27 protein-coding genes and 1 tRNA gene are annotated in these 22,791 nt (G+C 38.6%); 11 read left to right on the forward strand and 17 right to left on the reverse strand.

Annotation, left to right across the window (positions count from 1 at the left end; genetic code table 11):
• Position 1: 1 nt before the first annotated feature.
• Both EAL49_RS01245 and EAL49_RS01250 read left to right on the forward strand, forming a co-directional pair.
• Positions 2-571, forward strand: coding sequence for a restriction endonuclease (locus EAL49_RS01245; protein ID WP_120828346.1), 570 nt, complete (start codon positions 2-4; stop codon positions 569-571).
• 124 nt (positions 572-695) lie between these two features.
• Positions 696-1,691, forward strand: a complete 996-nt coding sequence (locus tag EAL49_RS01250; protein WP_120828348.1) for a HoxN/HupN/NixA family nickel/cobalt transporter — start codon at positions 696-698, stop codon at positions 1,689-1,691.
• A gap of 3 nt (positions 1,692-1,694) precedes the next feature.
• On the opposite strand, the gene EAL49_RS01255 is transcribed toward EAL49_RS01250, so the two are convergent.
• Entirely contained in the window at positions 1,695-2,216 is a 522-nt protein-coding gene (locus tag EAL49_RS01255; RefSeq protein ID WP_120828447.1) for a flagellar FLiS export co-chaperone, read from the reverse strand.
• Between the two features lie 135 nt (positions 2,217-2,351).
• Here EAL49_RS01255 and csd4 point away from each other — a divergent pair, with 135 nt between their 5' ends.
• Together csd4 and EAL49_RS01265 are read left to right on the forward strand one after the other, a co-directional pair.
• Positions 2,352-3,668, forward strand: a complete 1,317-nt coding sequence (csd4, locus tag EAL49_RS01260; protein WP_120828350.1) for a DL-carboxypeptidase Csd4 — start codon at positions 2,352-2,354, stop codon at positions 3,666-3,668.
• A 209-nt stretch (positions 3,669-3,877) separates the two neighbouring features.
• Positions 3,878-4,150 (forward strand): hypothetical protein, encoded by a 273-nt coding sequence (locus tag EAL49_RS01265; protein ID WP_120828449.1) that lies wholly within the window; start codon positions 3,878-3,880, stop codon positions 4,148-4,150.
• 161 nt (positions 4,151-4,311) lie between these two features.
• Here the strand turns inward: EAL49_RS01265 and copP are convergent, their stop codons facing one another.
• From copP to EAL49_RS01300, 7 genes are read right to left on the reverse strand one after another with little or no spacing between them, the layout of a single operon-like run.
• On the reverse strand, positions 4,312-4,512 hold the full coding sequence (gene copP, locus EAL49_RS01270; RefSeq protein WP_120828352.1) for a copper-binding metallochaperone CopP: 201 nt from the start codon (positions 4,510-4,512) through the stop codon (positions 4,312-4,314).
• Positions 4,513-6,738, reverse strand: coding sequence for a copper-translocating P-type ATPase CopA (copA, locus tag EAL49_RS01275; RefSeq protein ID WP_120828354.1), 2,226 nt, complete (start codon positions 6,736-6,738; stop codon positions 4,513-4,515).
• Positions 6,735-7,448, reverse strand: coding sequence for a CDP-diacylglycerol--serine O-phosphatidyltransferase (gene pssA / locus EAL49_RS01280; RefSeq protein WP_001122192.1), 714 nt, complete (start codon positions 7,446-7,448; stop codon positions 6,735-6,737). The genes copA and pssA overlap by 4 nt, the downstream gene beginning before the upstream one ends.
• Entirely contained in the window at positions 7,438-7,692 is a 255-nt protein-coding gene (locus EAL49_RS01285) for a hypothetical protein (RefSeq protein WP_120828356.1), read from the reverse strand. The genes pssA and EAL49_RS01285 overlap by 11 nt, the downstream gene beginning before the upstream one ends.
• Positions 7,693-7,694: 2 nt before the next feature.
• Positions 7,695-9,593 (reverse strand): ATP-dependent zinc metalloprotease FtsH, encoded by a 1,899-nt coding sequence (gene ftsH, locus EAL49_RS01290; protein WP_120828358.1) that lies wholly within the window; start codon positions 9,591-9,593, stop codon positions 7,695-7,697.
• 8 nt (positions 9,594-9,601) lie between these two features.
• Positions 9,602-10,579: a 50S ribosomal protein L11 methyltransferase gene (gene prmA, locus EAL49_RS01295; protein ID WP_162973074.1), complete on the reverse strand. Its 978-nt coding sequence runs from the start codon at positions 10,577-10,579 to the stop codon at positions 9,602-9,604.
• 12 nt (positions 10,580-10,591) lie between these two features.
• Entirely contained in the window at positions 10,592-10,966 is a 375-nt protein-coding gene (locus EAL49_RS01300) for a chemotaxis response regulator CheY (protein ID WP_000772151.1), read from the reverse strand.
• A 290-nt stretch (positions 10,967-11,256) separates the two neighbouring features.
• Here EAL49_RS01300 and EAL49_RS01305 point away from each other — a divergent pair, with 290 nt between their 5' ends.
• The gene (locus EAL49_RS01305) at positions 11,257-11,859 is read left to right on the forward strand and encodes an outer membrane protein (RefSeq protein ID WP_000291621.1); all 603 of its coding nucleotides are present in this window, start codon (positions 11,257-11,259) and stop codon (positions 11,857-11,859) included.
• Between the two features lies 1 nt (position 11,860).
• On the opposite strand, the gene EAL49_RS01310 is transcribed toward EAL49_RS01305, so the two are convergent.
• The 9 genes from EAL49_RS01310 to panB all read right to left on the reverse strand — a co-directional run bounded on the left by EAL49_RS01310 (position 11,861) and on the right by panB (position 17,314).
• Positions 11,861-11,948, reverse strand: a tRNA-Ser gene (locus EAL49_RS01310).
• Between the two features lie 42 nt (positions 11,949-11,990).
• On the reverse strand, positions 11,991-12,398 hold the full coding sequence (locus tag EAL49_RS01315; RefSeq protein ID WP_120828362.1) for a hypothetical protein: 408 nt from the start codon (positions 12,396-12,398) through the stop codon (positions 11,991-11,993).
• Positions 12,399-12,400: 2 nt separating this feature from the next.
• Positions 12,401-12,631 (reverse strand): PP0621 family protein, encoded by a 231-nt coding sequence (locus tag EAL49_RS01320; RefSeq protein WP_000944409.1) that lies wholly within the window; start codon positions 12,629-12,631, stop codon positions 12,401-12,403.
• On the reverse strand, positions 12,625-13,161 hold the full coding sequence (rsmG, locus tag EAL49_RS01325; protein ID WP_120828364.1) for a 16S rRNA (guanine(527)-N(7))-methyltransferase RsmG: 537 nt from the start codon (positions 13,159-13,161) through the stop codon (positions 12,625-12,627). The genes EAL49_RS01320 and rsmG overlap by 7 nt, the downstream gene beginning before the upstream one ends.
• A complete protein-coding gene (gene queA, locus EAL49_RS01330; RefSeq protein WP_120828366.1) occupies positions 13,158-14,195 on the reverse strand; it encodes a tRNA preQ1(34) S-adenosylmethionine ribosyltransferase-isomerase QueA in 1,038 nt (345 codons plus the stop codon). The genes rsmG and queA overlap by 4 nt, the downstream gene beginning before the upstream one ends.
• The gene (gene tatC / locus EAL49_RS01335) at positions 14,196-14,945 is read right to left on the reverse strand and encodes a twin-arginine translocase subunit TatC (protein WP_120828368.1); all 750 of its coding nucleotides are present in this window, start codon (positions 14,943-14,945) and stop codon (positions 14,196-14,198) included.
• Complete coding sequence (gene tatB / locus EAL49_RS01340) at positions 14,938-15,423, reverse strand: Sec-independent protein translocase protein TatB (protein ID WP_120828370.1); 486 nt, start codon at positions 15,421-15,423, stop codon at positions 14,938-14,940. The genes tatC and tatB overlap by 8 nt, the downstream gene beginning before the upstream one ends.
• A 67-nt stretch (positions 15,424-15,490) precedes the next feature.
• Positions 15,491-16,501 (reverse strand): Holliday junction branch migration DNA helicase RuvB, encoded by a 1,011-nt coding sequence (ruvB, locus tag EAL49_RS01345; protein WP_120828372.1) that lies wholly within the window; start codon positions 16,499-16,501, stop codon positions 15,491-15,493.
• A complete protein-coding gene (gene panB / locus EAL49_RS01350; RefSeq protein ID WP_120828374.1) occupies positions 16,502-17,314 on the reverse strand; it encodes a 3-methyl-2-oxobutanoate hydroxymethyltransferase in 813 nt (270 codons plus the stop codon).
• A gap of 148 nt (positions 17,315-17,462) precedes the next feature.
• Between panB and EAL49_RS01355 the strand changes: the two genes are divergently transcribed.
• The 6 genes from EAL49_RS01355 to lpxC are packed head-to-tail and all read left to right on the forward strand — an operon-like array spanning position 17,463 to position 22,788.
• Positions 17,463-18,185 (forward strand): hypothetical protein, encoded by a 723-nt coding sequence (locus tag EAL49_RS01355; RefSeq protein WP_120828451.1) that lies wholly within the window; start codon positions 17,463-17,465, stop codon positions 18,183-18,185.
• Complete coding sequence (locus EAL49_RS01360) at positions 18,175-19,032, forward strand: outer membrane beta-barrel protein (protein WP_120828376.1); 858 nt, start codon at positions 18,175-18,177, stop codon at positions 19,030-19,032. Before EAL49_RS01355 ends, EAL49_RS01360 begins: the two co-directional genes overlap by 11 nt.
• Before the next feature lie 8 nt (positions 19,033-19,040).
• Complete coding sequence (locus tag EAL49_RS01365; RefSeq protein WP_120828378.1) at positions 19,041-19,985, forward strand: outer membrane beta-barrel protein; 945 nt, start codon at positions 19,041-19,043, stop codon at positions 19,983-19,985.
• A 9-nt stretch (positions 19,986-19,994) separates the two neighbouring features.
• The gene (locus EAL49_RS01370) at positions 19,995-21,317 is read left to right on the forward strand and encodes a M23 family metallopeptidase (RefSeq protein WP_162973062.1); all 1,323 of its coding nucleotides are present in this window, start codon (positions 19,995-19,997) and stop codon (positions 21,315-21,317) included.
• Between the two features lie 2 nt (positions 21,318-21,319).
• On the forward strand, positions 21,320-21,904 hold the full coding sequence (gene minC / locus EAL49_RS01375) for a septum site-determining protein MinC (protein WP_162973063.1): 585 nt from the start codon (positions 21,320-21,322) through the stop codon (positions 21,902-21,904).
• Positions 21,901-22,788, forward strand: coding sequence for a UDP-3-O-acyl-N-acetylglucosamine deacetylase (lpxC, locus tag EAL49_RS01380; protein WP_120828382.1), 888 nt, complete (start codon positions 21,901-21,903; stop codon positions 22,786-22,788). The genes minC and lpxC overlap by 4 nt, the downstream gene beginning before the upstream one ends.
• Positions 22,789-22,791 lie beyond the last annotated feature (3 nt).

Here is a 22,791-nt window from a genome sequence, read left to right on the forward strand (position 1 = left end):
CATGAAAAAGATTTTATTTTTTATTTTTGTCATTTTGTTTTCGGTAGGGATTTATTTAGCTTGGCATGTTGTATTGGAAAAAGCCTTAGAATTGAAGTTGGTTACTTCGGCTAATGATTTGCTTTTAAAATTGTTGTCAATTCTTGGCGTTTTTTCCATGTTAGTGCTTTTTCAAGGCGTTATCTCTTCGTATAAGAAGCGCCAACTCAAACGCATTTTGCAAAAAATAGACGCCATGAACGGCTTTGAATTTGAAGAATATTCTAAAATCTTTTTCACTTCAAAGGGTTTTGAAGTTACAATCACTCAAAAAAGCGGCGATTATGGAGCGGATTTGATTATAGAAAAAGACGGCATCAAGTGGGCGGTTCAAGCCAAACGCTACTCGTATAAAGTTTCGCCCAAAGCCATTCAGGAGGTGGTCTCTTCTAAAGCTTACTACGCTTGCGAAAAAGCGTGCGTGATCACCAACAGCTACTTCACGCAGGCCGCTCAAAAACTGGCTCAAGCTAATGAAGTGCTTTTGATTGATAGAGACGAATGGATCAAATTTTTGGGTGGGAAAAACTAATCTAGTTAAAAATTTTTTAGAACAATCTACAGAAAATAAACAAAAAACAAATCCTAAGATTTTCTAATTTAACAAAATATATTACAATCATTCAAAAAATATTATTTTTACAAAAAGGCACGCTGTGAAATTGTGGTTTCCTTATTTTTTAGCGATTGTGTTCTTGCATGCATTAGGCTTAGCGTTGCTCTTTATGGCCAATAACGCTTCGTTTTATGCGGCGGCGTCTATGGCTTACATGCTAGGGGCAAAGCATGCGTTTGATGCGGATCACATCGCTTGCATAGACAACACCATTAGAAAGCTCACCCAACAAGGCAAAAACGCCTATGGTGTGGGGTTTTACTTTTCTATGGGGCATTCAAGCGTGGTGATTTTAATGACTATTATCAGCGCGTTTGCGATCGCTTGGGCTAAAGAGCACACGCCGATGCTAGAAGAAATAGGGGGGGTAGTGGGGACTTTAGTTTCAGGGCTTTTTTTGCTCATTATAGGGCTATTGAATGCGATTATTTTAATAGATTTATTAAGAATATTCAAAAAATCGCATTCTAATGAAAGCTTGAGTCAGCAACAAAATGAAGAGATTGAACGGCTTTTAACGAGTAGGGGCTTACTTAATCGCTTTTTTAAGCCCTTGTTTAATTTCGTCTCCAAGTCGTGGCATATTTATCCTGTGGGTTTTCTTTTTGGGCTGGGTTTTGATACCGCTAGTGAAATCGCGCTTTTGGCCCTCTCTAGCAGCGCGATTAAAGTGAGTGTGGTGGGCATGCTCTCTTTACCCATTCTTTTTGCCGCTGGCATGAGTTTGTTTGACACTTTAGATGGGGCGTTCATGCTCAAGGCGTATGACTGGGCGTTCAAAACCCCTTTAAGAAAAATCTATTACAATATCTCCATCACCGCTTTAAGCGTGTTTATCGCGCTCTTTATCGGGTTGATTGAGCTTTTTCAAGTCGTTAGCGAGAAACTCCATTTAAAATTTGAAAACCGCCTTTTAAACGCCCTACAAAGCCTGGAATTTACAGACTTAGGCTATTACTTGGTGGGCTTATTCGTGATAGCGTTTTTAGGCTCATTCTTCTTATGGAAAATCAAATTTTCTAAATTAGAGGGCTAGATTTTAAGCCCTCAAGTTATCGCTCAACAAATCTTTAAGGTTTTTATTTGAAAAACTTTGTTTTGGCATGAAAGCTTTAGGGTTTGAAAGGCTTTCGCTCAAATAGCCTAATAATTCCTTAATTTCGTTTAATTTTTCTTCCAAATAAGCTTGAAACTCGCCCGCATTTTCCAATAAATTCAAAGGATTATCCACAATCATGGAAAAAACTTCATCATGGATTGCAATGTTGAGCTGGGTGTCAAACAAAGGGGAGGCTAAAAACTGGCAATTTTCTACGATTTCTCGCAATTCTTGTTTGATGATAGAAGCTTGCAAAGCGTCTTTATCTTCTAAACCCATGCTCTTATTGAAAAGCTTTTTGCAAGCGATTTGTAAGACTTGTAACGCTCCAACGCTCTCGTTTATATTTTTCATGTCCCTACTGAATTGGGCGATTTGTTGGGATTTTTCTATCGCATTGGTTTTAAAATCGCTTGTTTCAACATCACCCAAATGCTTTTGAAGAGTTTTTAAAATATCCATAAAAAACCTTTTAATATAGAATTGATCATTCACAAGCATTTTTCGTTCCTTTTTATGGAAACTTTAAAAAACACCCTTAAAAAGGTTTTTAGGTATAATTAGCGATCTTTTAGTTTCAAATAGTAGAGAGATTGGATGAAAAAAATATGGCTTTTAGTGTGGGGCTTGTGTTCTTTGGTGTTTGTGCATGCGATAGAAACGATAGAAAAAGCCCCTACAAATGTAGAGGATAGAGACAAAGCCCCCCATTTGTTGCTTTTAGCGGGGATTCAAGGCGATGAGCCTGGAGGGTTTAATGCGGCTAATTTGTTTTTAATGCACTATAGCGTTTTAAAAGGCTTGGTGGAAGTGGTTCCCGTATTGAATAAGCCTTCTATGTTAAGAAATCATAGGGGCTTGTATGGGGATATGAACCGCAAATTTGCCACTTTAGACAAGAATGACCCTGAATACCCCACTATCCAAGAAATCAAATCCTTGATTGCAAAACCAAGCGTGGATGCCGTCTTGCATTTGCATGATGGCGGTGGGTATTACCGCCCTGTTTATGTTGATGCGACGCTCAATCCTAAGCGCTGGGGGAATTGCTTCATTATTGATCAAGATGAAGTTAAAGGGGCGAAATTCCCTAACCTGCTTGCTTTCGCAAACAATACGATTGAGAGCATCAACGCCCATTTATTGCGCCCTATTGAGGAGTATCATTTAAAAAACACGCGCACCGCACAAGGCGATACAGAAATGCAAAAAGCCCTAACTTTTTATGCAATCAACCAAAAAAAGAGCGCTTTTGCCAATGAAGCCAGCAAAGAACTCTCTTTAGCATCAAGGGTGTTTTACCATTTGCAAGCCATTGAGGGCTTACTCAACCAGCTCAATATCCCTTTTAAGCGCGATTTTGAGCTTAACCCTAGCAGCGTGCATGCCCTAATCAATGATAAAAGCTTGTGGGCAAAAATCAGCTCTTTGCCTAAAATGCCCCTTTTTAACTTGCGCCCTAAACTCAATCATTTCCCCTTACCCCACAACACTAAAATCCCGCAAATCCCCATAGAGAGCAACGCTTACATTGTAGGGCTAGTCAAAAATAAACAAGAAGTGTTTTTAAAATACGGTAACAAGCTTATGACACGATTATCGCCCTTTTATATAGAGTTTGATCCTTCTTTAGAAGAAGTGGAAATGCAAATTGACAATGAGGATCAAATGGTTAAAATAGGGAGCGTGGTTGAAGTGAAAGAGAGTTTTTATATCCATGCTATGGACAATATCCGCGCGAATGTGATTGGCTTTAGCGTTTCTAATGAGAGTAAGCCTAATGAAGCGGGCTATACGATTAGATTTAAAGATTTTCAAAAACGCTTTTCACTGGACAAGCAAGAAAGAATCTATCGCATAGAATTTTATAAAAACAACGCGTTTAGCGGGATGATCTTAGTGAAATTTGTGTAGGAATGCATAAACCTTAGAGTTTATAGCGTTTTAAGGCAACGCATGATAAAACGATAGCCGCAAAATAAAGGATAGTTATGCCATACATTAGAAATCTTGATTTGTCATTACCTGACTTAACGAATAGGCTATGTAAAATAAGCAGAAGACTTTATATCATGCGTTCATCTTATTCTTTTTTGGCAAGGGAACATTGTGTTTTAGAAAGAATGCATGAGATAATTCAAAAGGGCATGGATGGCTTAATACAGCGATTAGACAATGACTTAAAAGACGATCGCTCTCGTATTCTTGTCCCTATTAAATACATAAGCGACTTATGCCTAGTGTCTGGCAATATGAAACCTGACGAGCTGTGCATATTGTTTGTTGAAATTTTTGACCTTATTCGTTTGCGATTCAAAAGCAAACTACCTCGCAATTCCCTTTCTTTTATGGGTGGTGTGATTAGCGGCTTGAATGAGGAGATTCGTTTGTATTAAAAGTGGAAATGAGAAAATGCGACAATTTCTTTCTCTTATGGTTATGATAAATCACGATTAAAAAGGCGTAAAAACACCCAAACAAAGCATTAAAAGACAACAACCCCCCTTTGAATGTTGCTGTCTTTAAACTACTATCTTTATATCACACCACTCCTATATCACACCACTTCTTGCCCAGCATCTAATAAAGCTTCTTTGATCAAATCCTGTGTCGCTGGAGCGTCAAACTCTACAACCACGCTCTTTTTTTCCACGCTCGCATCAATAAAGCTCACGCCTTCAATTCCGCCCACAAATTTTTCAATTTTATCCACGCAATGGTCGCAAGTAATGCTTGGCACTTGAAAAGTTGCTTTCATTCAATGATCCTTAATTTTAAAATTCCTTAGCCTTTGGGAGTTTAAGACCACACTCACAGAGCTTAAACTCATCGCTAAACCCGCAATCGCCGGACTTAACATGATATTAGCCTTATAAAGAACCCCACAAGCTAAAGGGATAAACACGCTATTATAACAAAAAGCCCAAAACAAATTTTCTTTGATATTTTTAATGGTCGCCTGGCTTAATTTAATCGCGCTATAAACTGATTTAATGTCGTTATTAAAGCTCACAATGTCCGCTGCTTGCACGCTCACATCGCTCCCTTTAGCCATCACCACCGCCACATCGCTCATAGCAAGACTAGGAGCGTCATTCAAGCCATCGCCTACCATCATAACGATCTGCCCTTTTTCCTTAAGCTCTTTGATCTTGTTGAGCTTGTCTTGTGGTTTGGCGTTGCTGATATAACCATCAATCCCTAATTCAAACGCGCATTTTTGGACATTCTCTCTATTGTCCCCGCTTAAAAGAAAGGTGTTAATGCCTAATTTTTTGATTTGAGCGATATGCTCTTTCACGCCTTTTTTGGGCAAATCTTCTAAAACAAACACCCCTAAAAGCTCGTCTTCTTTTTCATTAATCATTCTACCCACAAACACTAAAATCCCGTTTTCTTGAATTTCTAGCGTGTTAATAGGGTTAAAAAACTCGCTATTGCCTACTTTAATGATCTCTTTAGCGCCTTGATAATCTGTTTTAGCGCTGATGCCAAAACCCGTTTTCACTTTAACTCCGCTCATTTCTTTTAAGGGAGCGTTATGCTCTTTGGCGTATTCTACAATCCCTTTAGCAATGACATGTTCGCTGCTCTTTTCAATACTGAGCGCTAAACTCAATAGCTCTAATAATTCTATCTTAGAATGAACGCTTTTAACGATAGGCTTGCCGTTAGTGAGCGTGCCGGTTTTATCAAAAACGATCGTATTGACTAGCCTTGCTTTTTCTAAACTTTTAGCGTCTTTAAAAAATAAACCTAAAGAACTCGCTTTTTGGTTCGCTACTAAAATACTCATAGGTGTAGCCAGCCCTAAAGCGCAAGGGCAAGAAATCACTAAAACCGATACAAACACTTCTAAAGCGATCCCAAAATTCCACCAAAAATCAGGCTTGGGCGCGATGATGAGCCACACTATAAATGCTAAAATAGCGATAGCGATCACGCTTGGTACAAACACGCTTGAAACCTTATCCGCTAAGCGAGAAATCTCTGCCTTTGAGCTTTGAGCGTTATGGATCATTTCTATAATTTGAGACAAGGTGCTGTTTTTGTTGTTTTGCGTGGCTTTCATTAAAAAACTCGTGTTGCTATTGAGCGTCCCTGAAAAGACTTTATCGCCGACTTTTTTATAAACCGGCAACGCTTCGCCGCTCAACATGCTCTCATCTAATTCCCCTTCGCCCTCTATGATTTCGCCATCCACTGCAATAGTGCTTCCAGGGAGAACCTTTAGAATATCCCCCACCACAATGCTATCCACCAAAACTTCAATCTGTTGGTTATTTTGCATTTTAAGGGCGGTTTTAGGGGCGTTTTTCATCAAAGCTTGCATAGCGTCTAAAGCCTTGTCTTTAGAAACATTTTCAATGCGTTTGCCCACCATCACAAACATTAAAATCACGCACACGCTTTCAAAATAATAATGCCCATAAGACCATTGATTTGTATAAACGAAACACAATTGCCACAGGCTTGAAATTAAAGCAGCACTTGTGCCTATGGCGATAAGGCTGCTCATGTTGGGTTGTCTGTGCCACAAAGCTTTAAACCCTTGAATGTAAAAATCCCTCCCCAAATGCATGACAATGAGAGCGCCTATAAGCTGTAAGCAAGCGTTTAAAAAATTACTATGATTATTAATCGTAAGCAAGCTTTCAGGTAAAAGGCTAGGACTAAGCATCGCTCCCATAGAAAGATACACCACAAAAAGCGTGAAAACAACCGCCAACGCTAATTTAACATTAGGGTTAAAAAATTCTTTTTTTTCTTTTGCTAGAGTTTTTTTAGGGCTATAACCTAGTTTTTCAATGAGTTTAAAAATTTCATCTAAATTGGTTTCGTTTTCGTTAAATTCAATGTTAGCACTCTTATTTAAAAGGCTCACTTCTATTTTTTTCACAAAACTCTTACGCCCTAAAGAGCGTTCAATCCCACTAGAACACGCCGTGCAAGTCATTCCCTCTATGTAAAAAGATTCTTTCATGCGCTTTTATTTTTATTAAAAATAATTTTTACCATTAAAAAGAGCCACCGAATGATGCCATAAATCAAATACAACCCCATAAACACGCTCAAAGCCTCTAAAGGGCGCACAAACACTAACGATAAAAAAATCAACACTAAGATGAAAAGCTTGAGATTCCACTTGACTTTTTTAAAATTAGGGTAGCGGATATTGCTCACCATAAGCACCCCCAATAAGACAATAAAGCTTAAAAATAACTTTTCGGTATTGCCTTCTAAAAAATGGTATTTGTTATCCAATAACACGCAAAGCACCACCAATACCGCCGCCGCAGGGATAGGGATACCGATGAAAGAATAGGGGTCGCTTGTGTTGGTGCTGATATTGAATCGCGCCAATCGTATCGCTCCAAAAATCACAAACAACGCGCTCACCGCCATGCCTATGCGCCCAAAGTTATACCCCACATAAAAGTAAGTAATAAGACTTGGGGCTACCCCAAAAGCGATTACATCAGCTAGGGAGTCAAATTCTATACCAAACTTGCTAGTGGTGTTGGTAAGCCTTGCGACACGCCCATCAAGCCCGTCTAAAATAAGGCTCGCTACCACTAACCAACACGCCATGACAAATTGGTAACTGGAAGCGTAAAAAATACTCATCATGCCTAAAAAAATACTGCTAGCGGTGAAAAGATTGGGGAAAAGATAGAGAGGGTTAATAGGCATTAGAGATTCTTTTTAACTTGGCTTTTAGAATAGGAATAAAAACGATTTTAAAATCAATTATGGGAATAAAAATCTTACAAGTGCTAAAAAACTCACAAAAAAAGAGCGTTAAAGCAAACGCTTTATAACGCTGTTGATAAGCATGAATTTTTAGAAAACAAAATCTAAAAAAAAGCTTTAAACAAACAGAATGTTTATCATAAGGCTTTAAACCCTTATCAAAAATCTGTTTGTAAGCTCGCACTTTTAACTCGCTTGCTCTTCTAAAGGGATCAAACGGCTTTCTAAATTGTTGGCGGCTTCGTATTCGCTGATGATTTCACGCACCCTTTCGCCTGTAATGACTTCTTTGTCAAACAATTCTTTGACCATGATTTCAATCGCTTCTCTGTAGTCGCTTAAGGTTTGTTTGACATGCTTATAGCGTTCTTCTAGCAGGTTTTTAATGAAAAGATCCATTTCTTCTGCGGTCTTTTCGCTAAATTCCCTACTGCTTCCATAACCGCCTCCTAAAAAGGCGTTCCGTTGCTTTTCTAACACCATAAGCCCACTGACACTGCTCATGCCGTAGTAACTCACCATGCCTTTAATAATATCAGTCGCTCTTTCTAAATCGTTGCTCGCACCGGTAGAAATTTCTTCCAAAAAGACTTCTTCAGCCGCTCTCCCGCCTAAAAGCACATCAATTTCAGCGATGAGTTCGTGTTTTTGCATCAAGTATTTGTTTTCTTCAGGCGTGTTAAGGGTGTAGCCCAAAGCTGCCATACCCCTTGGAATGATAGAAACTTTATTCACCCTAGCGCTCCCTTTAGTCATTTCAGAAATCACGGCATGCCCGCTTTCATGGTAGGCGACGATTTTCTTTTCTTTAGGACTGATGCGCCTACTTTTCTTTTCTAACCCTGCAATCCCTCTTTCAACCGCTTCTTTTAAATGCTGTTGCCTGACTTCTTTTTGGTTGTTTCTTCCTGCTAAAAGCGCGGCTTCATTGATGATATTCGCTAAATCCGCCCCCGCAAGCCCTGCGGTGAGTTTGGCGACTTCTTGCAAATTCACATCATTAGCGAGTTTCACGCCTTTAATATGCACTTTTAAGATTTCTACCCTGCCATTAAAATCAGGCTTATCCACTAAAACCTGCCTGTCAAAGCGCCCTGGACGCATTAACGCCGGATCTAAGATTTCGGGGCGGTTCGTTGCGGCTAAGACAATCACAGGCGCATTTTCGCTCCCAAAACCATCCATTTCGGCTAAGAGCTGGTTTAAGGTTTGCTCTCTTTCATCATTCCCGCTTACCACGCCTCCAACCGCTCTGCTTTTACCTATGGCATCAATTTCATCAATAAAAATGATGCTAGGGGCTTGTTTTTTAGCGGTTTCAAACAAATCCCTAACCCTGCTTGCCCCTAAGCCCACAAACATTTCAATGAAACTGCTCCCTCCCATAGAGAAAAACGGCACATGCGCTTCGCCGGCTACCGCTTTTGCTAAAAGGGTTTTACCGGTTCCTGGAGGCCCCACTAATAACACACCTTTAGGGATTTTAGCCCCTAAATTAGCGTATCGTTCGGGGTATTTTAAGAAATCTACGATTTCTACCACTTCTTCTTTGGCTTCTTCATTGCCTGCCATGTCATTAAAACGCACATTAGGTTTTTCAGCGTTAATGAGTTTTTTCGCACTCCCCATGCCAAAAATACCCCCACCCATATTTTTTTGCATGCGGTTCGCCATAAACATCCATAGCCCTAAAATCACTAAAATAGGCATGAGCCACCCTAACATGTCTGTAAAAAAGTTAGACTCGCTAAAACCAGAATAATTGATTTTTTTCTCGTCTAACAAAGGCACTAAGGTCAAATCAGGCACTCGTTTAGCGATATAAATCACACGATTGTTGCCCTCTTTATGGCTGGCTTTGATCAAAGTTTGACCGATGCTCACATTTTCCACTTCATTATTACTGATGAGCTGTTTGATTTCATGGTAGCTCACATTTTTAGTGCTAGAAGCTAAGAAATTGTCCGAAAAACTGCCATCAGAATTGAAAGAGCGTAGAAAAAAAATGAGTAAAATCCCTCCAAGAACCGCAAGGATAATGGGACTTTGAAAAAAAGGTTTTTTAGGTTCGTTCGTTGGTTTCATTATAATCCTTAATTTATTGGTTGTTTTTTAAGCAATTTTAGAGCGACCCATTCGTTACGCTTTCGTTGCTCTAAAACCTCAAATCCATTATAATAGATCTGTAAAACAGAGTTTAAATGGGTTTCTAAAATCCCTGATAAAATAAGAGTGTGGTTACAAAGCCGCACAAATTCATTATACAAACTCTTAATCACATCAGCGACAAGGTTCGCCACAATGATATCAAAACGCCCTTTAATTTTTTGCGTAGAGCCATAAATGACTTTATCTTGCGCTAATAGGGTGATTTGATTCAAGCTAAAATTTTTTAGGGTTTCTTCAACGGCTAAACTATCCGTATCGCAAGCTACTAAAGCGCTAACGCCTTGTTTTTTTAAGGCGATGCTTAAAATCCCGCTCCCACAGCCCACATCTAAAGCGTTTTTGCGTTTTAAATCAAGGTTAGAGAGCAATTCCAAACACATAGAAGTGCTTTCATGATGGCCTGATCCAAAGGCCAAAGCCGGATCAATCATTATGCAATCATTTGTAGCGACATGGCTTGGCTTTTGATGCCAGCTAGGGTGTATGTAAAATTTGGCGCATTGCACCGGTAAAATAGCTTGTTTGTAAGCTTCTAGCCAGTCTTTTGAAGCCAAATTGCGTGAAAGGTAGAAAAAATCAAACTCACTTTGCAGGTTTTGTTTTAAATTCAAACAAAACGCTTCTAATGCTGGAATGAGCGAGTTATTCAAATCCTTTTGAGAGCGTAAAATAACGAAATTTTTGAGATGCGGAGGTTTTTCTTTTAAATTTTCTTTTAAAGGATCATGAGTGGTGAAGTAATGCCAACTGGATTGGCTTATAAATCCAATGGTTTCTTTATCGTCAAACGCTTTTAAATTTTCTAGGCTTGATTCTTCTAAGGCTAGATGCGTGGTATCTAAAAGAAAGCTCTCAAAAAGCTCTTGCTCCTTAGGGAAGATAAAGAAAAACTCATAATACATTGGCTTTAACACTCAATCGTTTGTCCCTAAAACAACCTCTAATTTTTCTTTCAAAACTTGGGGGGTAAAAGGCTTCACAATGTAGTTGTTCACGCCCGCTTTCAAAGCCGTAATGACTTCAGCTTTACCGCCCTCTGTGGTGATCATGATAATAGGGATTTCTTTAAAACGGCTATCAGAGCGCACCTTTTTAACGAGATCCAAGCCGTTCATTTCAGGCATGTTCCAATCTGTGATAAGCACCTTAGTGTCCGCATTAGCGTCTAGTTTCTCCCAAGCTTCCACCCCATGCTCAGCTTCTAAAACATCTTCATAGCCTAAGCGTGAAAGTGTATTTTTAATAATTCTTCTCATAGTTGAGCTATCATCTACTACCAGTAGTTTCAAAGTGCTTCTCCTTTTAAGATTGCATTTAAATTAGGCTCTTTTTAAACAGCCAAAGCGTCTCTAACGCCTTATAATAATAAATCATTCCAAATAATAGCATGTTTTGATTAAAATTACCTTGACCAACAATAATCATTGGCTAAATGGAGCGTTCAATGAGCGTTCTCATTTGTAAAAAAATTCAGTTTGTTTGCTATCATAATAGTTTAAAAGTAATAAAATAACTTTTGAGCGCGATAAAGGGTCATTGGATGGTTTGAAAAAAAGAAAGACAAGGATTTTACAAGTAAGTGTATTATTTAAGAATTTTAATACTGGGTATAAGTTTTTTAAATATTTTAAATGCTGAAAATTTGAGTTACATGTCTTCTTCTTATCAAATAGGCACGGTGTTTATGCGCCCTTTAAACACCAACAAGCTTTTACAAGGGGCTTCAATCCTTCAAGGCTATGAAGTGAATCCTAAAAACGATTGGGCTTATTCTAGGTATTATTTCTTTATAGATTATGGCAATGTGCTTTTTAATAATGACTCTACTTTACAAGCGAACATGTTCACTTATGGGGTGGGAGGGGATTTCATGGTCGCCTACGCTAAAAACCCTATCAACCGCTGGGCTTTTTTCTTTGGCTTGCAACTGGCCGCTAACACATGGATACTCAACAATAAAGTCAAAGATTTGGTGGTGAACACTTGGGATTCATTAAAAGATTTCAATTTTCACAACACTTATTTCAGGGCTATCGGGAAATTTGGGGTGCAGTTTCGCACGATCGTTTTGTATCATAAGGTGGATGTAGAAATTGGCATGAAAATCTTTTTAACCCCTGAAAGGCGCAGTTTGTTTGAAAGGAGCTTTTTGTTTTTTGTTTCGCATTCGTGGCATTTTTAAATGGCGGAGAGAGAGGGATTCGAACCCTCGAAGGCTTGCACCTTACACGCGTTCCAGGCGTGCTCCTTCAACCACTCGGACATCTCCCCTTAAAAGGGGCTTATTATAACTAAGATTTGTTTAAAAAGGGCTTATTTTAAAAGGAGTGAATCTTTAGAAATCACGCCATCTATTTGATTTTTAGCGCAAATTTCCCACGACTCTGTATCGTTTAAATCCATAAAAAACAAGATTTTGCTATCTAACAAGTAATTCGTGGCGTGTTGTTGGGCGAGTATGGCTTGCTTAATATCCTTAAAAATACAATAGAGCGGTTTGAAAGCGTTGAATAAAAAAAAGGCGTCCGTTTCTATCTTGTGCGATAAAAAGATCACGCTAAAATGGACGCTATTTTCACAGCAATACTTAGCTAATTCCAAATTTTTTGGGTGCGCTTCAAAACACACTATATCGTTATTGGTGCTAGAATGAACGCCATCGGTGTTTTTAATGAAAACAAAACGAGTGCTAGGGATTAAAGGGTGTCCTAAAATAAGCATATTTATCTCTTATCCTTCAAACAAGTTTCACTGCAATAGGCTACCGCTCCGCTGTAAATAGCGTCTTTGCTAGAGACATAGGTTTGGCATTTAGAGCATACAATCATGTGATCTTCTAATTCTTTGGGGGTTTGTTGCGTGTAAGAGTGGTTGTCTTTGTGGGGTTTTTGCCTCAAAAACAAACGCCATAAAACCCACACGATAATGAGTAGGGGGATTAAAATTCTTAACATAAACTTTCCTTTGATTTGTAAAAATAAACTCGTTTTTGATGCATAAAGCATTCAGTGTCTTTACAAGCGATTTCATCTTTTAACTGCTCGCCTTTATAAAATAAAAAATACCCCTTATCTTTTAGGAAGCGTTGGCTTTTTTCTATCAAAAAAGAAGAGCTAGCGACCGCTCTAGAAGTGATCAAATCCACTTGTAAAAGATTTTGATAATCTTCTAAACGCTTTTTAATGATTTCAATGTTTTTTAAAGGCAAAACGCTTTTAAGGTAATTTAAAAAAGCCGCTCTTTTTATTCTTGGCTCTAAAAGAATGAATTTTGTTTCAGGTTTTTCAAGGGCTAAAGGGATAGCAGGAAGTCCCGCCCCGCTCCCAATATCCAAGCAGCTTTTAAAATCTTTGATAAATTCTAAAGGTTTTAGAGCGTCTGTGATCTGGAGTTCTAACTCGCTTAAACGTTTCGCGCCGCTCAAGTTGTGCGTTTGATTCCATTCTAAAAGGATATGCGCGTAGTCTTGTAATAAGGGGTTCATAAAATCAGCATCCCATCGCCATAGGAATAAAAACGATACTTCTTTTCTATGGCTATTTTGTAGATTTCTTTGGTTTTTTCTAAGCCTATCATCGCGCTTACAAGCATTAAAAGGCTTGATTTGGGCAAATGGAAATTAGTGAGCAAGCAATTAACATGCAAAATAGGATTGGCAAGATGCAAGAATATATCGCATTCAAACGCCTCTTGATTAGGGTTTTCTAAACGCTTAAAGTATTCTACGCTCCTTAAAGCGGTCGTGCCGATGCATAAAATCTCTTGGGATTCTTGCAAAATTTCTTGGCTCTTTTTAGGAATGCGTAAAACTTCTGTATGGATTTGATGCTCTCTAATATCTTTAGTTTCTACGCCAAGAAAAGTCCCAGCCCCCACATGCAAGGTTAAAAAAGCGTGCTTGAAACCTTTCAATAATTTTTCTAAGGCATTTTGAGAAAAATGCAATGACGCTGTAGGGGCAGCCACCGCGCCGATGTGTTTAGCGAACACGCTCTGGTATTCATGCGCATCCAAATTTTCATCGGCTCTTTTAATGTAAGGGGGTAAGGGCATATGCCCGTATCGCTCTAAAAGCTTTAAGATGTTCGCTTGATTTAAGGGGGTTTTATGGTCATAAAAAGCGATCAAGCGCTGGCCGTTATGAAGCAATTCCAAGACTTCAGCGTAACAATTTGCATCAAAAAAGATTTTGTCCCCCACTTTGATCTTACCCTTGATTTGAGTTAGAGCGGTATTATTTTTAAAAAAGCGGTGGAAAAACACTTCGGTCGTTTTTGATGACAAAAAGGCATGCTTAGATCCAAAAAGCCTGGCCTTAATCACTTTAGTGTCGTTCAACACAATAAGGGCGTTTTTAGGGAAAAAATCTAAAACATGCTCAAAAGTGGTGTGCGTGATTTTTTGCGAACGCCTTTCATAGACGAGCAATTTAGCCTTTTCTTTGGGCAAAATGGGGTAGTTGGCGATCAATTCTTTAGGTAAGTGGTAATCATAGCTTTCTAAATCAAATTCTTTCAACTACGACTCGCTCTTTGTATTCTCTTTGGCGTTATTTTCGCTATCTTCTTCGTTGTCTTTGGGAGCCGGATTGATTATTTTGGCGATTAAAATAGAAAGCCCATAAAGCCCCACTAAAGGCAACGCCATAAAGATTTGACTCACCACATCAGGGGGAGTGATAATGGCTGCTACAATAAAAATCACTACAATAGCGTATTTGAAATACGCTTTCAAGCTCGCATCGGTAATCAAGCCCACTTTAGCCAAAAAATACGCCAAAACAGGCAATTCAAACGCCACGCCAAAACCTAAAATCAAGCGCGTGAAAAAGCTCACGTAACTGGACGCAGAAATATTGGCCGCAAACACATCGCTCCCAAAAGTGGCTAAGTATTCAATGATGAAAGGGAACACCACATAATAAGAAAACGCCGCCCCGATTAAAAACATGCCGCTCCCAAAAAACACAAAAGGCAAAATCACTTTTTTTTCATTCTTGTAAAGCCCTGGAGCGATAAAGAGCCATAATTGCCAAAAAATAATGGGCATGGAAATGACGATAGCGGCTGAAAAACTGATTTTAACCGCTACCATGACCCCTTCAATAGGGGAGAGCTGAATGAGCGTGCCTTTATAAGAATTTTTAACAAATTCAAAAATACTTTTCCAAAAATGAAAGCATCCCAAAAACGCCACTAGAATCGTTCCTACAGAAATCATCAAACGCTTTCTTAATTCCTGTAAATGCGGTTTTAAATCTTCAAACATGCTCTTTTTCTTTGTCGTGTTCTTTGGCGTTGTTATCGGTTGCTGATTTGACTTCTTTAGGAGATTCATCGCTTGAAACTTCTTTATTTAAGGCTTCTTCATTGGAAACTTCTTCATTTAAATGGTGGTTAGGGGGGGTGTTGGTTTCTAAACTGCGTTGGTAATCTTGCATCAAATCCTGAATGCTTTTAATCTCATTTTCTGCAGTTATTTTAGCGTCTTCTAATTCTTCAATCTTAACGCCCTTAAGACTCTCCACTTTATTTTCAAAGAGCTTTTGATACTCTAGGGTTTCTTTTTTGATTTCTTCAATATTGATTTCTTTATCTAAAGTGTCCTTAGCGTCATTGAGCGTTTTTTTAACCGTGCGAAAAAACTTCACTATATCCACGACAGCTTGGGGGAATTTTTCTGGCCCTAAAAAAATAATCGCTACAATTAACACCACAAGGATTTCAAAAAAGCCCATGCCAAACATAATAATCTACTTTTACACCCTTTAAAATTTTATCGTTATTGTAGTGTAATTTTCTTTCTAAACAAGATTAAAATAAAGTTTGAGACTTTAAAGTGGGGATTTTTAAAAGCGCGTGGGTTTTAGGCGTGGCGATTCTGCCTTTAGCGGTGCGTTCTAAATAACCATTAGCGAGTAAAAAAGGCTCAATCACGTCTTCAATCGTGCCTTCATCTTCTCTCATAGACGCTGCAATCGTGTTCAAACCCACTGGTCGCCCTTGAGCGTTAGCCAACAAAGATAAATACGCCAAATCCGCTTCATCAAAGCCTAATTCATTCACGCCTAATTCCTTCAAAGCATGCAAAGTGATGTCTAAATCCATCAAGCTTGAATTTTTGACTAACGCAAAATCGCGCACCCTTTTTAAAAGCCTTAAAGCGATTCTTGGCGTGCCTCTACTCCTTTTGGCGATTTCATCAGCGCTTTCTTCTTTGATGTCTTGGTGGAGTTTGGCGGCGGCTTTTTTAATGATGAGGGCTAGTTCGCTAGGGCTATAAAATTGCATTCTAAAGCTCATGCCAAATCTGTCTCTTAAGGGGTTAGAGAGCATTCCGGCTCTAGTAGTAGCGCCGATGAGGGTGAAAGGGGGTAAATCAATTTTAATGGTTTGAGCGGCCGGGCCTGAGCCTATGATAATATCCAGCCTGAAATCTTCCATAGCCGGGTATAAAACCTCTTCAATCGCTGGGCTAAGCCGGTGGATTTCATCAATAAAAAGAATGTCTTTAGCTTGCAAATTGGTCAAAATGGCGGCTAAATCACCGCTTTTTTCTATCATGGGAGCGGCGGTGATTTTGATATTGGTTTCCATTTCTTTAGCGATGATATGGCTTATTGAAGTTTTACCCAAACCGGGCGGGCCAAAAAAGAGCATGTGATCCAAACTTTCTTGGCGTTTTTTAGCCGCGCAAATAGAAATTTGCAAGTTGCTTTTAATCTTTTCTTGACCGATAAAATCTTCCCAAAGACTAGGGCGCAAACTCACTTCTTGAGAAGTTTCAAAATCCAAAGTTTCTAAATTGACTATCCGTTCTTTCATTTAATGATAACTTTCTAGCTCGTTAGGGAAGTTTCCCTTTTTCACATCATCAGCGTATTGCTTGATAGCGTTTTGAACCAATTTTTTCCCTTTAAGGTATTCTCGCACGAATTTAGGCTTAAAGCTATCAAAAAAGCCTAACATATCGCTCCACACTAAAATCTGCCCGTCGCAATCTTTACCGCTCCCTATGCCGATCGTGGGGATTTTGATTTTTTGCGTGATTTTTTGGGCGATAGGGGTGGTTATACCCTCTAAAACCAACAAACCCGCCCCAGCTTCTTCCAAACTCAAGGCGTCTTCTAAAAGCTTTTTTTGTTGCTCTTCATTTTTGCCCTTAATCTTATAACTTCCATCAAGACGCACGAATTGGGGCATTAAGCCGATGTGCCCTACCACAATAACGCCTTCATTAGTGAGCGTTTTAACCAATTTCGCTTTTTCTTTCCCCCCCTCTAGTTTGATCGCACTCGCTTGGGTTTCTTTATAAACTCTAATGGCGTTTTTTAGGGCTGTTTTTTCATCTTTATAGCTTCCAAAGGGCATGTCTGTGATGATAAAAGGAGTCTTAGCGCCTGCGCACACGGCTTTGGTGTGATAGAGCATCATTTCCACACTCGCGCTTAAAGTGTCGTTTTGATTGAAAAAACTCATATTCAAACTATCGCCCACTAAAATCACATCCACTAGCGGATCAAATATTTGAGCGAATAGTGCATCATAAGCGGTAATAGCGATGATCTTTTCTTGATTTTTTTTAGCTTGGAGATGGTTGAGAGTGGTTTTTTTAATTGGGGCGGTTTGCATGCTCATTAAAAATCCTAAGTGTTAAATATAGTGGCATTGTAGCATGACTTTATTGGGGTGGGTAAAAATTTTACTCCATTTTAACCGGTCATTTTAATTATTTTAGTATAATTGAAAGAAACTTTTAACAAACAATTCAAGGGATTTGGCGATTTTGGGTCTTAAGAAACGAGCTATTTTATGGTCTTTAATGGGGTTTTATACAGGATTGAGTGCGCTTGATTATGATACCTTAGACCCGAAATATTACAAATATATCAAGTATTATAAAGCCTATGAAGATAAAGAAGTTGAAGAATTGATCAGAGACTTAAAAAGGGCGAACGCTAAAAGCGGGCTTATTTTAGGGATCAATACCGGGTTTTTTTACAACCATGAAATCATGGTTAGAACCAATAGCTCTAGCATCACGGGCAATATTTTAAATTATTTGTTCGCTTATGGCTTGCGTTTTGGCTATCAAACTTTCAGGCCGTCGTTTTTTGCGCGCTTGGTCAAGCCAAATATCATTGGCAGGCGCATCTATATCCAATATTATGGAGGGGCTCCTAAAAAAGCGGGCTTTGGGAGCGTGGGGTTTCAATCGGTCATGCTGAATGGGGATTTTTTGTTGGACATTCCCTTACCTTTTGTGGGAAAATACCTTTATATGGGGGGTTATATGGGTTTAGGCTTGGGGGTTGTAGCGCATGGGGTGAATTATACGGCGGAATGGGGGATGTCTTTTAACGCAGGCTTGGCTCTAACGGTATTAGAAAAAAACCGCATTGAATTTGAATTTAAAATTTTAAATAATTTCCCTTTTTTGCAATCTAATTCTTCAAAAGAGACTTGGTGGGGAGCTATAGCAAGCATTGGGTATCAATATGTGTTTTAAAAAAATAAGAAATTTCATTTTATGCTTTGGTTTTATTTTAAGCTTGCACGCTGAAGAGAATACCGCTCAAGAGAATACGACTGAAGAAAACATGATTAAAGAAAATCCCCCTAAAGACGCTCCCATTCTTTTGGAAGAAAAACGCGCCCAAACGCTAGAGTTTGAAGAAAACAAGGAAGTTAAAAAGAATATTGATGAAAAAAGCCTGCTTGAAGAAATCCATAAGAAAAAACGCCAGCTTTACATGCTTAAAGGGGAATTGCATGAAAAGAATGAATCTCTCTTATTCCAACAAATGGCTAAAAATAAGAGCGGTTTTTTTATAGGCGTAATCCTTGGCGATATAGGGGTTAGTGCTCATTCTTATGAGAAGTTTGAACCTTTAAGCAATATTCAAGCTTCTCCTTTGTTGTATGGCTTAAGGAGCGGGTATCAAAAGTATTTTGCTAACGGGATTAGCGCTTTACGCTTTTATGGGGAGTATTTAGGGGGGGCGATGAAAGGGTTTAAAAGCGATTCTTTAGCCTCTTATCAAACCGCAAGCTTGAATATTGATTTGTTGATGGATAAGCCTATTGACAAAGAAAAAAGGTTTGCGTTAGGGATATTTGGAGGCGTTGGAGTGGGGTGGAATGGGATGTATCAAAATTTAAAAGATATTAAAGGGTATTCACAGCCTAACGCCTTTGGGCTAGTGTTGAATTTGGGGGTGAGCATGACGCTTAACCTCAAACACCGCTTTGAATTAGCCTTAAAAATGCCTCCCTTAAAAGAAACTTCGCAAACTTTTTTATATTATTTTAAAAGCACTAATATTTATTATATTAGTTACAACTATTTATTGTAAAGGCTAAAATGTTGAAATTTAAATATGGTTTGATTTATATCGCGCTCATTATAGGACTTCAAGCGACAGATTATGACAATTTAGAAGAAGAAAACCAACAATTAGACGAAAAAATAAACCATTTAAAGCAACAGCTCACCGAAAAAGGGGTTTCGCCCAAAGAGATGGATAAGGATAAGTTTGAAGAAGAATATTTAGAGCGAACTTACCCAAAGATTTCTTCAAAGAAAAGAAAAAAATTACTCAAATCTTTTTCCATAGCCGATGATAAGAGCGGGGTTTTTTTAGGGGGTGGGTATGCTTATGGGGGATTTAATCTTTCTTATCAAGGGGAAATGTTAGACAGATATGGCGCAAATGCCTCTAGCGCGTTTAAAAACAATATCAATATTAACGCTCCTGTTTCTATGATTAGCACTAAATTCGGGTATCAAAAATACTTCGTGCCTTATTTTGGGACACGATTTTATGGGGATTTATTGCTTGGGGGAGGGGTGTTAAAAGAGGATGCAAGCAAGCAATCTGTAGGCTCGTTTATTTATGTTTTAGGGGCTGTCAATACCGATTTATTGTTTGATATGCCTTTAGATTTTAAAACTAAAAAGCATTTTTTAGGCGTTTATGCGGGTTTTGGGATAGGGCTTATGCTCTATCAAGACAAGCCTAATCAAAACGGGAGGAATTTGGTAGTTGAGGGCTATTCAAGCCCTAATTTTTTATGGAAATCTTTGATTGAAGTGGATTATACTTTTAATGTGGGCGTGAGTTTAACGCTTTATAGGAAACACCGCTTAGAGATTGGCACCAAATTACCGATTAGCTATTTGAGAATGGGAGTGGAAGAGGGAGCGCTCTATCAAAATAAAGAAGATAATGAACGATTGTTGATTTCAGCTAACAACCAGTTCAAGCGATCCAGTTTTTTATTAGTGAATTATGCGTTCATTTTTTAAGGCTTGATCTTGGAGTTAAGGTTTAAAATTTTAGCGTTAGTCGTTTTAATTTTAGGGGGTTATTTGATTTTTAACGCTTTAATCACAAAAACCAAAGCTTTAAGTTTTAGTTTAAGCAGCAAAGAGGGTGTACTTAATGGCAATGATGAAACGCTTTTTTGGGATTTAAAAAAACCCATTAAGATTAAAATAGCAGCCCCAAAGGGCATCAAACGCTATGATTTAAAAGTAACCACACAAGATGATTTGATTCTATACGAAAAAGAAAATCTGGTATTGGATAAACCCAAGTCTTTAGAAGTGCCTTTGATCAAGCCTGAAATCATGGGGCTAGAAGACAAGTGCCTTTCGTATGAAATTCAAGCTAATGATTGGAGTTATGCTAATTTTTTCAATGGCAATAAAGCGTCTTTCAAACAAGAAGTGTGTGTTGATACGATAAAACCCTCAATTACTATTTTATCTCGTTCCCCAAGCATCGCTTATGGAGGGAGCGCGATAGTTGTCTTTGAAGCTTTGGATAAGAATTTGTCTCAAGCGTTTGTGCGCGTCAAAAAAAAGGATTTTGAAGCTTTCAGGCTTTTAGAATTCAAACAGCGTAATGTTTTTATCGCTCTAGTGCCTTGGTCTTACAAAAATAAGGATTTTAAAGCGTTTATTGTCGCTAAAGATAAAGCCTATAACTCTAATACCACCCCTTTATTGTTCAAGCGAAAAACCCGTCATGTGAGGGAAAAAGATATAGACTTAAGCGCCCTAAAAGATAAGATTACAAAGCAAGAAAAATTCCAAAACCACACTGAACAAACTTTATTAGAAAGATTTTCCAACGCGCGCTTAAAAGATTTGGAAAAAATCCACAAGATTGCTTTAGAGCAAGGGGATTTTTATAAGGATTTTTCTCATTTTCAAGCGCTAAAACCCTTGAACGGGCCTTTTAAAATGGCAAGCAATTTTTTAGAAAATCGGCGTATCTTAAAGGATAATCAGGTGTTGTTCCAGTTCTTGCATTTAGGGGTGGATTTGATGCCTAGCAAGGATTTGTCTTTAGCGTTTGATCCGTCTGCGAAGAGGGTTTTTAAGGGGGAGTTGGATTTTTATGGTAATAGTTTAATCCATTGCTATGGGTTAGGTTTGTGCGTTTTTTTAGCCCATTTAAAAGATGATGAAAGCGTGGGGAGTAGTGGTTTGAAATTAGGGATCGGGTTGCATTTAGGGATGCTTTTACAAGGGGTTTTTGTCCGGCCCAATGAATGGCTTAATGAGCAATGGATAAAAACCAATATCATCACCCCCATAGAGCAAGCCAAACGGATTTTAATGAAAGGATAGTCATGTTAAAAACGAATCAAAAAAATGTGCATGCGTTTGAAATTGAAAAGCAAGAGCCTGAAGCGGTCATGGAATTTTTAGAAAAAAACCATGCTCTTTTGCAATATTTTCTCATTATATTTAAATACGATATTGAACCAGAAGTCAAAGCCGTTTTGCGCAAACACCAGCTTTTGTTTTTAGAAACGAATCGCGCTTTAAACGGGCGCTATATCAAAACCACAGAAAAAGACGCTAACCTTTTAAAGCAAAATAACCCTAATGCGATAGAACTCAAAACAACGATTTATGAGCGTAATATCAGGAGCGGGGAAGAGATTTATAGCGCTAACCACCTTATTTTTTTGGGTAATATCCACAACGGGGCGAAGATTATTTCAGAGGGCTGTGTGTCGGTTTATGGGGTTTGCGAAGGGGCGATTGCGTGCTTTGGAGAATATTTGATCTTAAAAGAAGTCAAGAGCGCTCAAATCGTTTTTCAAAATAAAATTTTATCTCTAAAAGAGGTTGAACGGCTTTTGGTAAATAAAAATATTAAAATAATCACTAAAAATGACGATATACTAGACATAAAGGAAGTATTATGAAACAAACAACCATTAACCACTCTGTGGAATTAGTAGGGATAGGCTTGCACAAGGGCGTTCCTGTGAAGCTTGTTTTAGAGCCTTTAGGAGAAAGTCAAGGCATTGTTTTTTACCGCTCTGATTTGGGCGTGAAGCTCCCCTTAAAACCTGAAAACATCGTGGATACCAAAATGGCAACCGTGTTGGGTAAGGATAACGCTAGGATTTCTACGATTGAGCATTTGCTTTCAGCTATCCATGCGTATGGCATTGATAATCTTAAAATCTCTGTGGATAACGAAGAAATCCCTATCATGGATGGGAGTGCTTTGGCTTATTGCATGCTTTTAGATGAAGCAGGGATTAAAGAACTAGACGCTCCTAAAAAAGTGATGGAAATCAAGCAAGCCGTTGAGGTTAGAGAGGGCGATAAATTCGTTAAAATTGAGCCAGACAGCCAGCTTTCTTTGAATTTCACGATTGATTTTAACCATCCGGTTATCGCTAAGCAAGCCCATCATTTCATCTTTAGTAAAACCGCTTACAAAGAGCAAGTCGCTAAAGCCCGCACCTTTGGGTTTTTGCAAGAAGTGAATTACTTGCGATCCATTGGTTTGGCTAAAGGGGGAAGCTTGAATAATTGTATCGTTCTGGATGAAAACAGCATTTTGAATAAAGAGGGCTTGAGGTGCGAAAAGGAATTCGTGTGCCATAAGATTTTAGACGCTATGGGGGATCTGATGGTTTTAGGCATGCCCGTGATGGGCAAATACACTTCTTTTTCAGGGAGTCATAAACTCAATTCCATGTTGGTTAAAGCCATTTTAGCGGACGCCAAAAATTACGAAGTTTTGATCGCTACAGATCCAGCTAAAGAATTTGCGTTGCAAAAGGCTTTCGCTTAATCC

Source organism: Helicobacter pylori (genome assembly GCF_003637665.1).
Classification (GTDB): Bacteria; Campylobacterota; Campylobacteria; order Campylobacterales; family Helicobacteraceae; genus Helicobacter; species Helicobacter pylori_CK.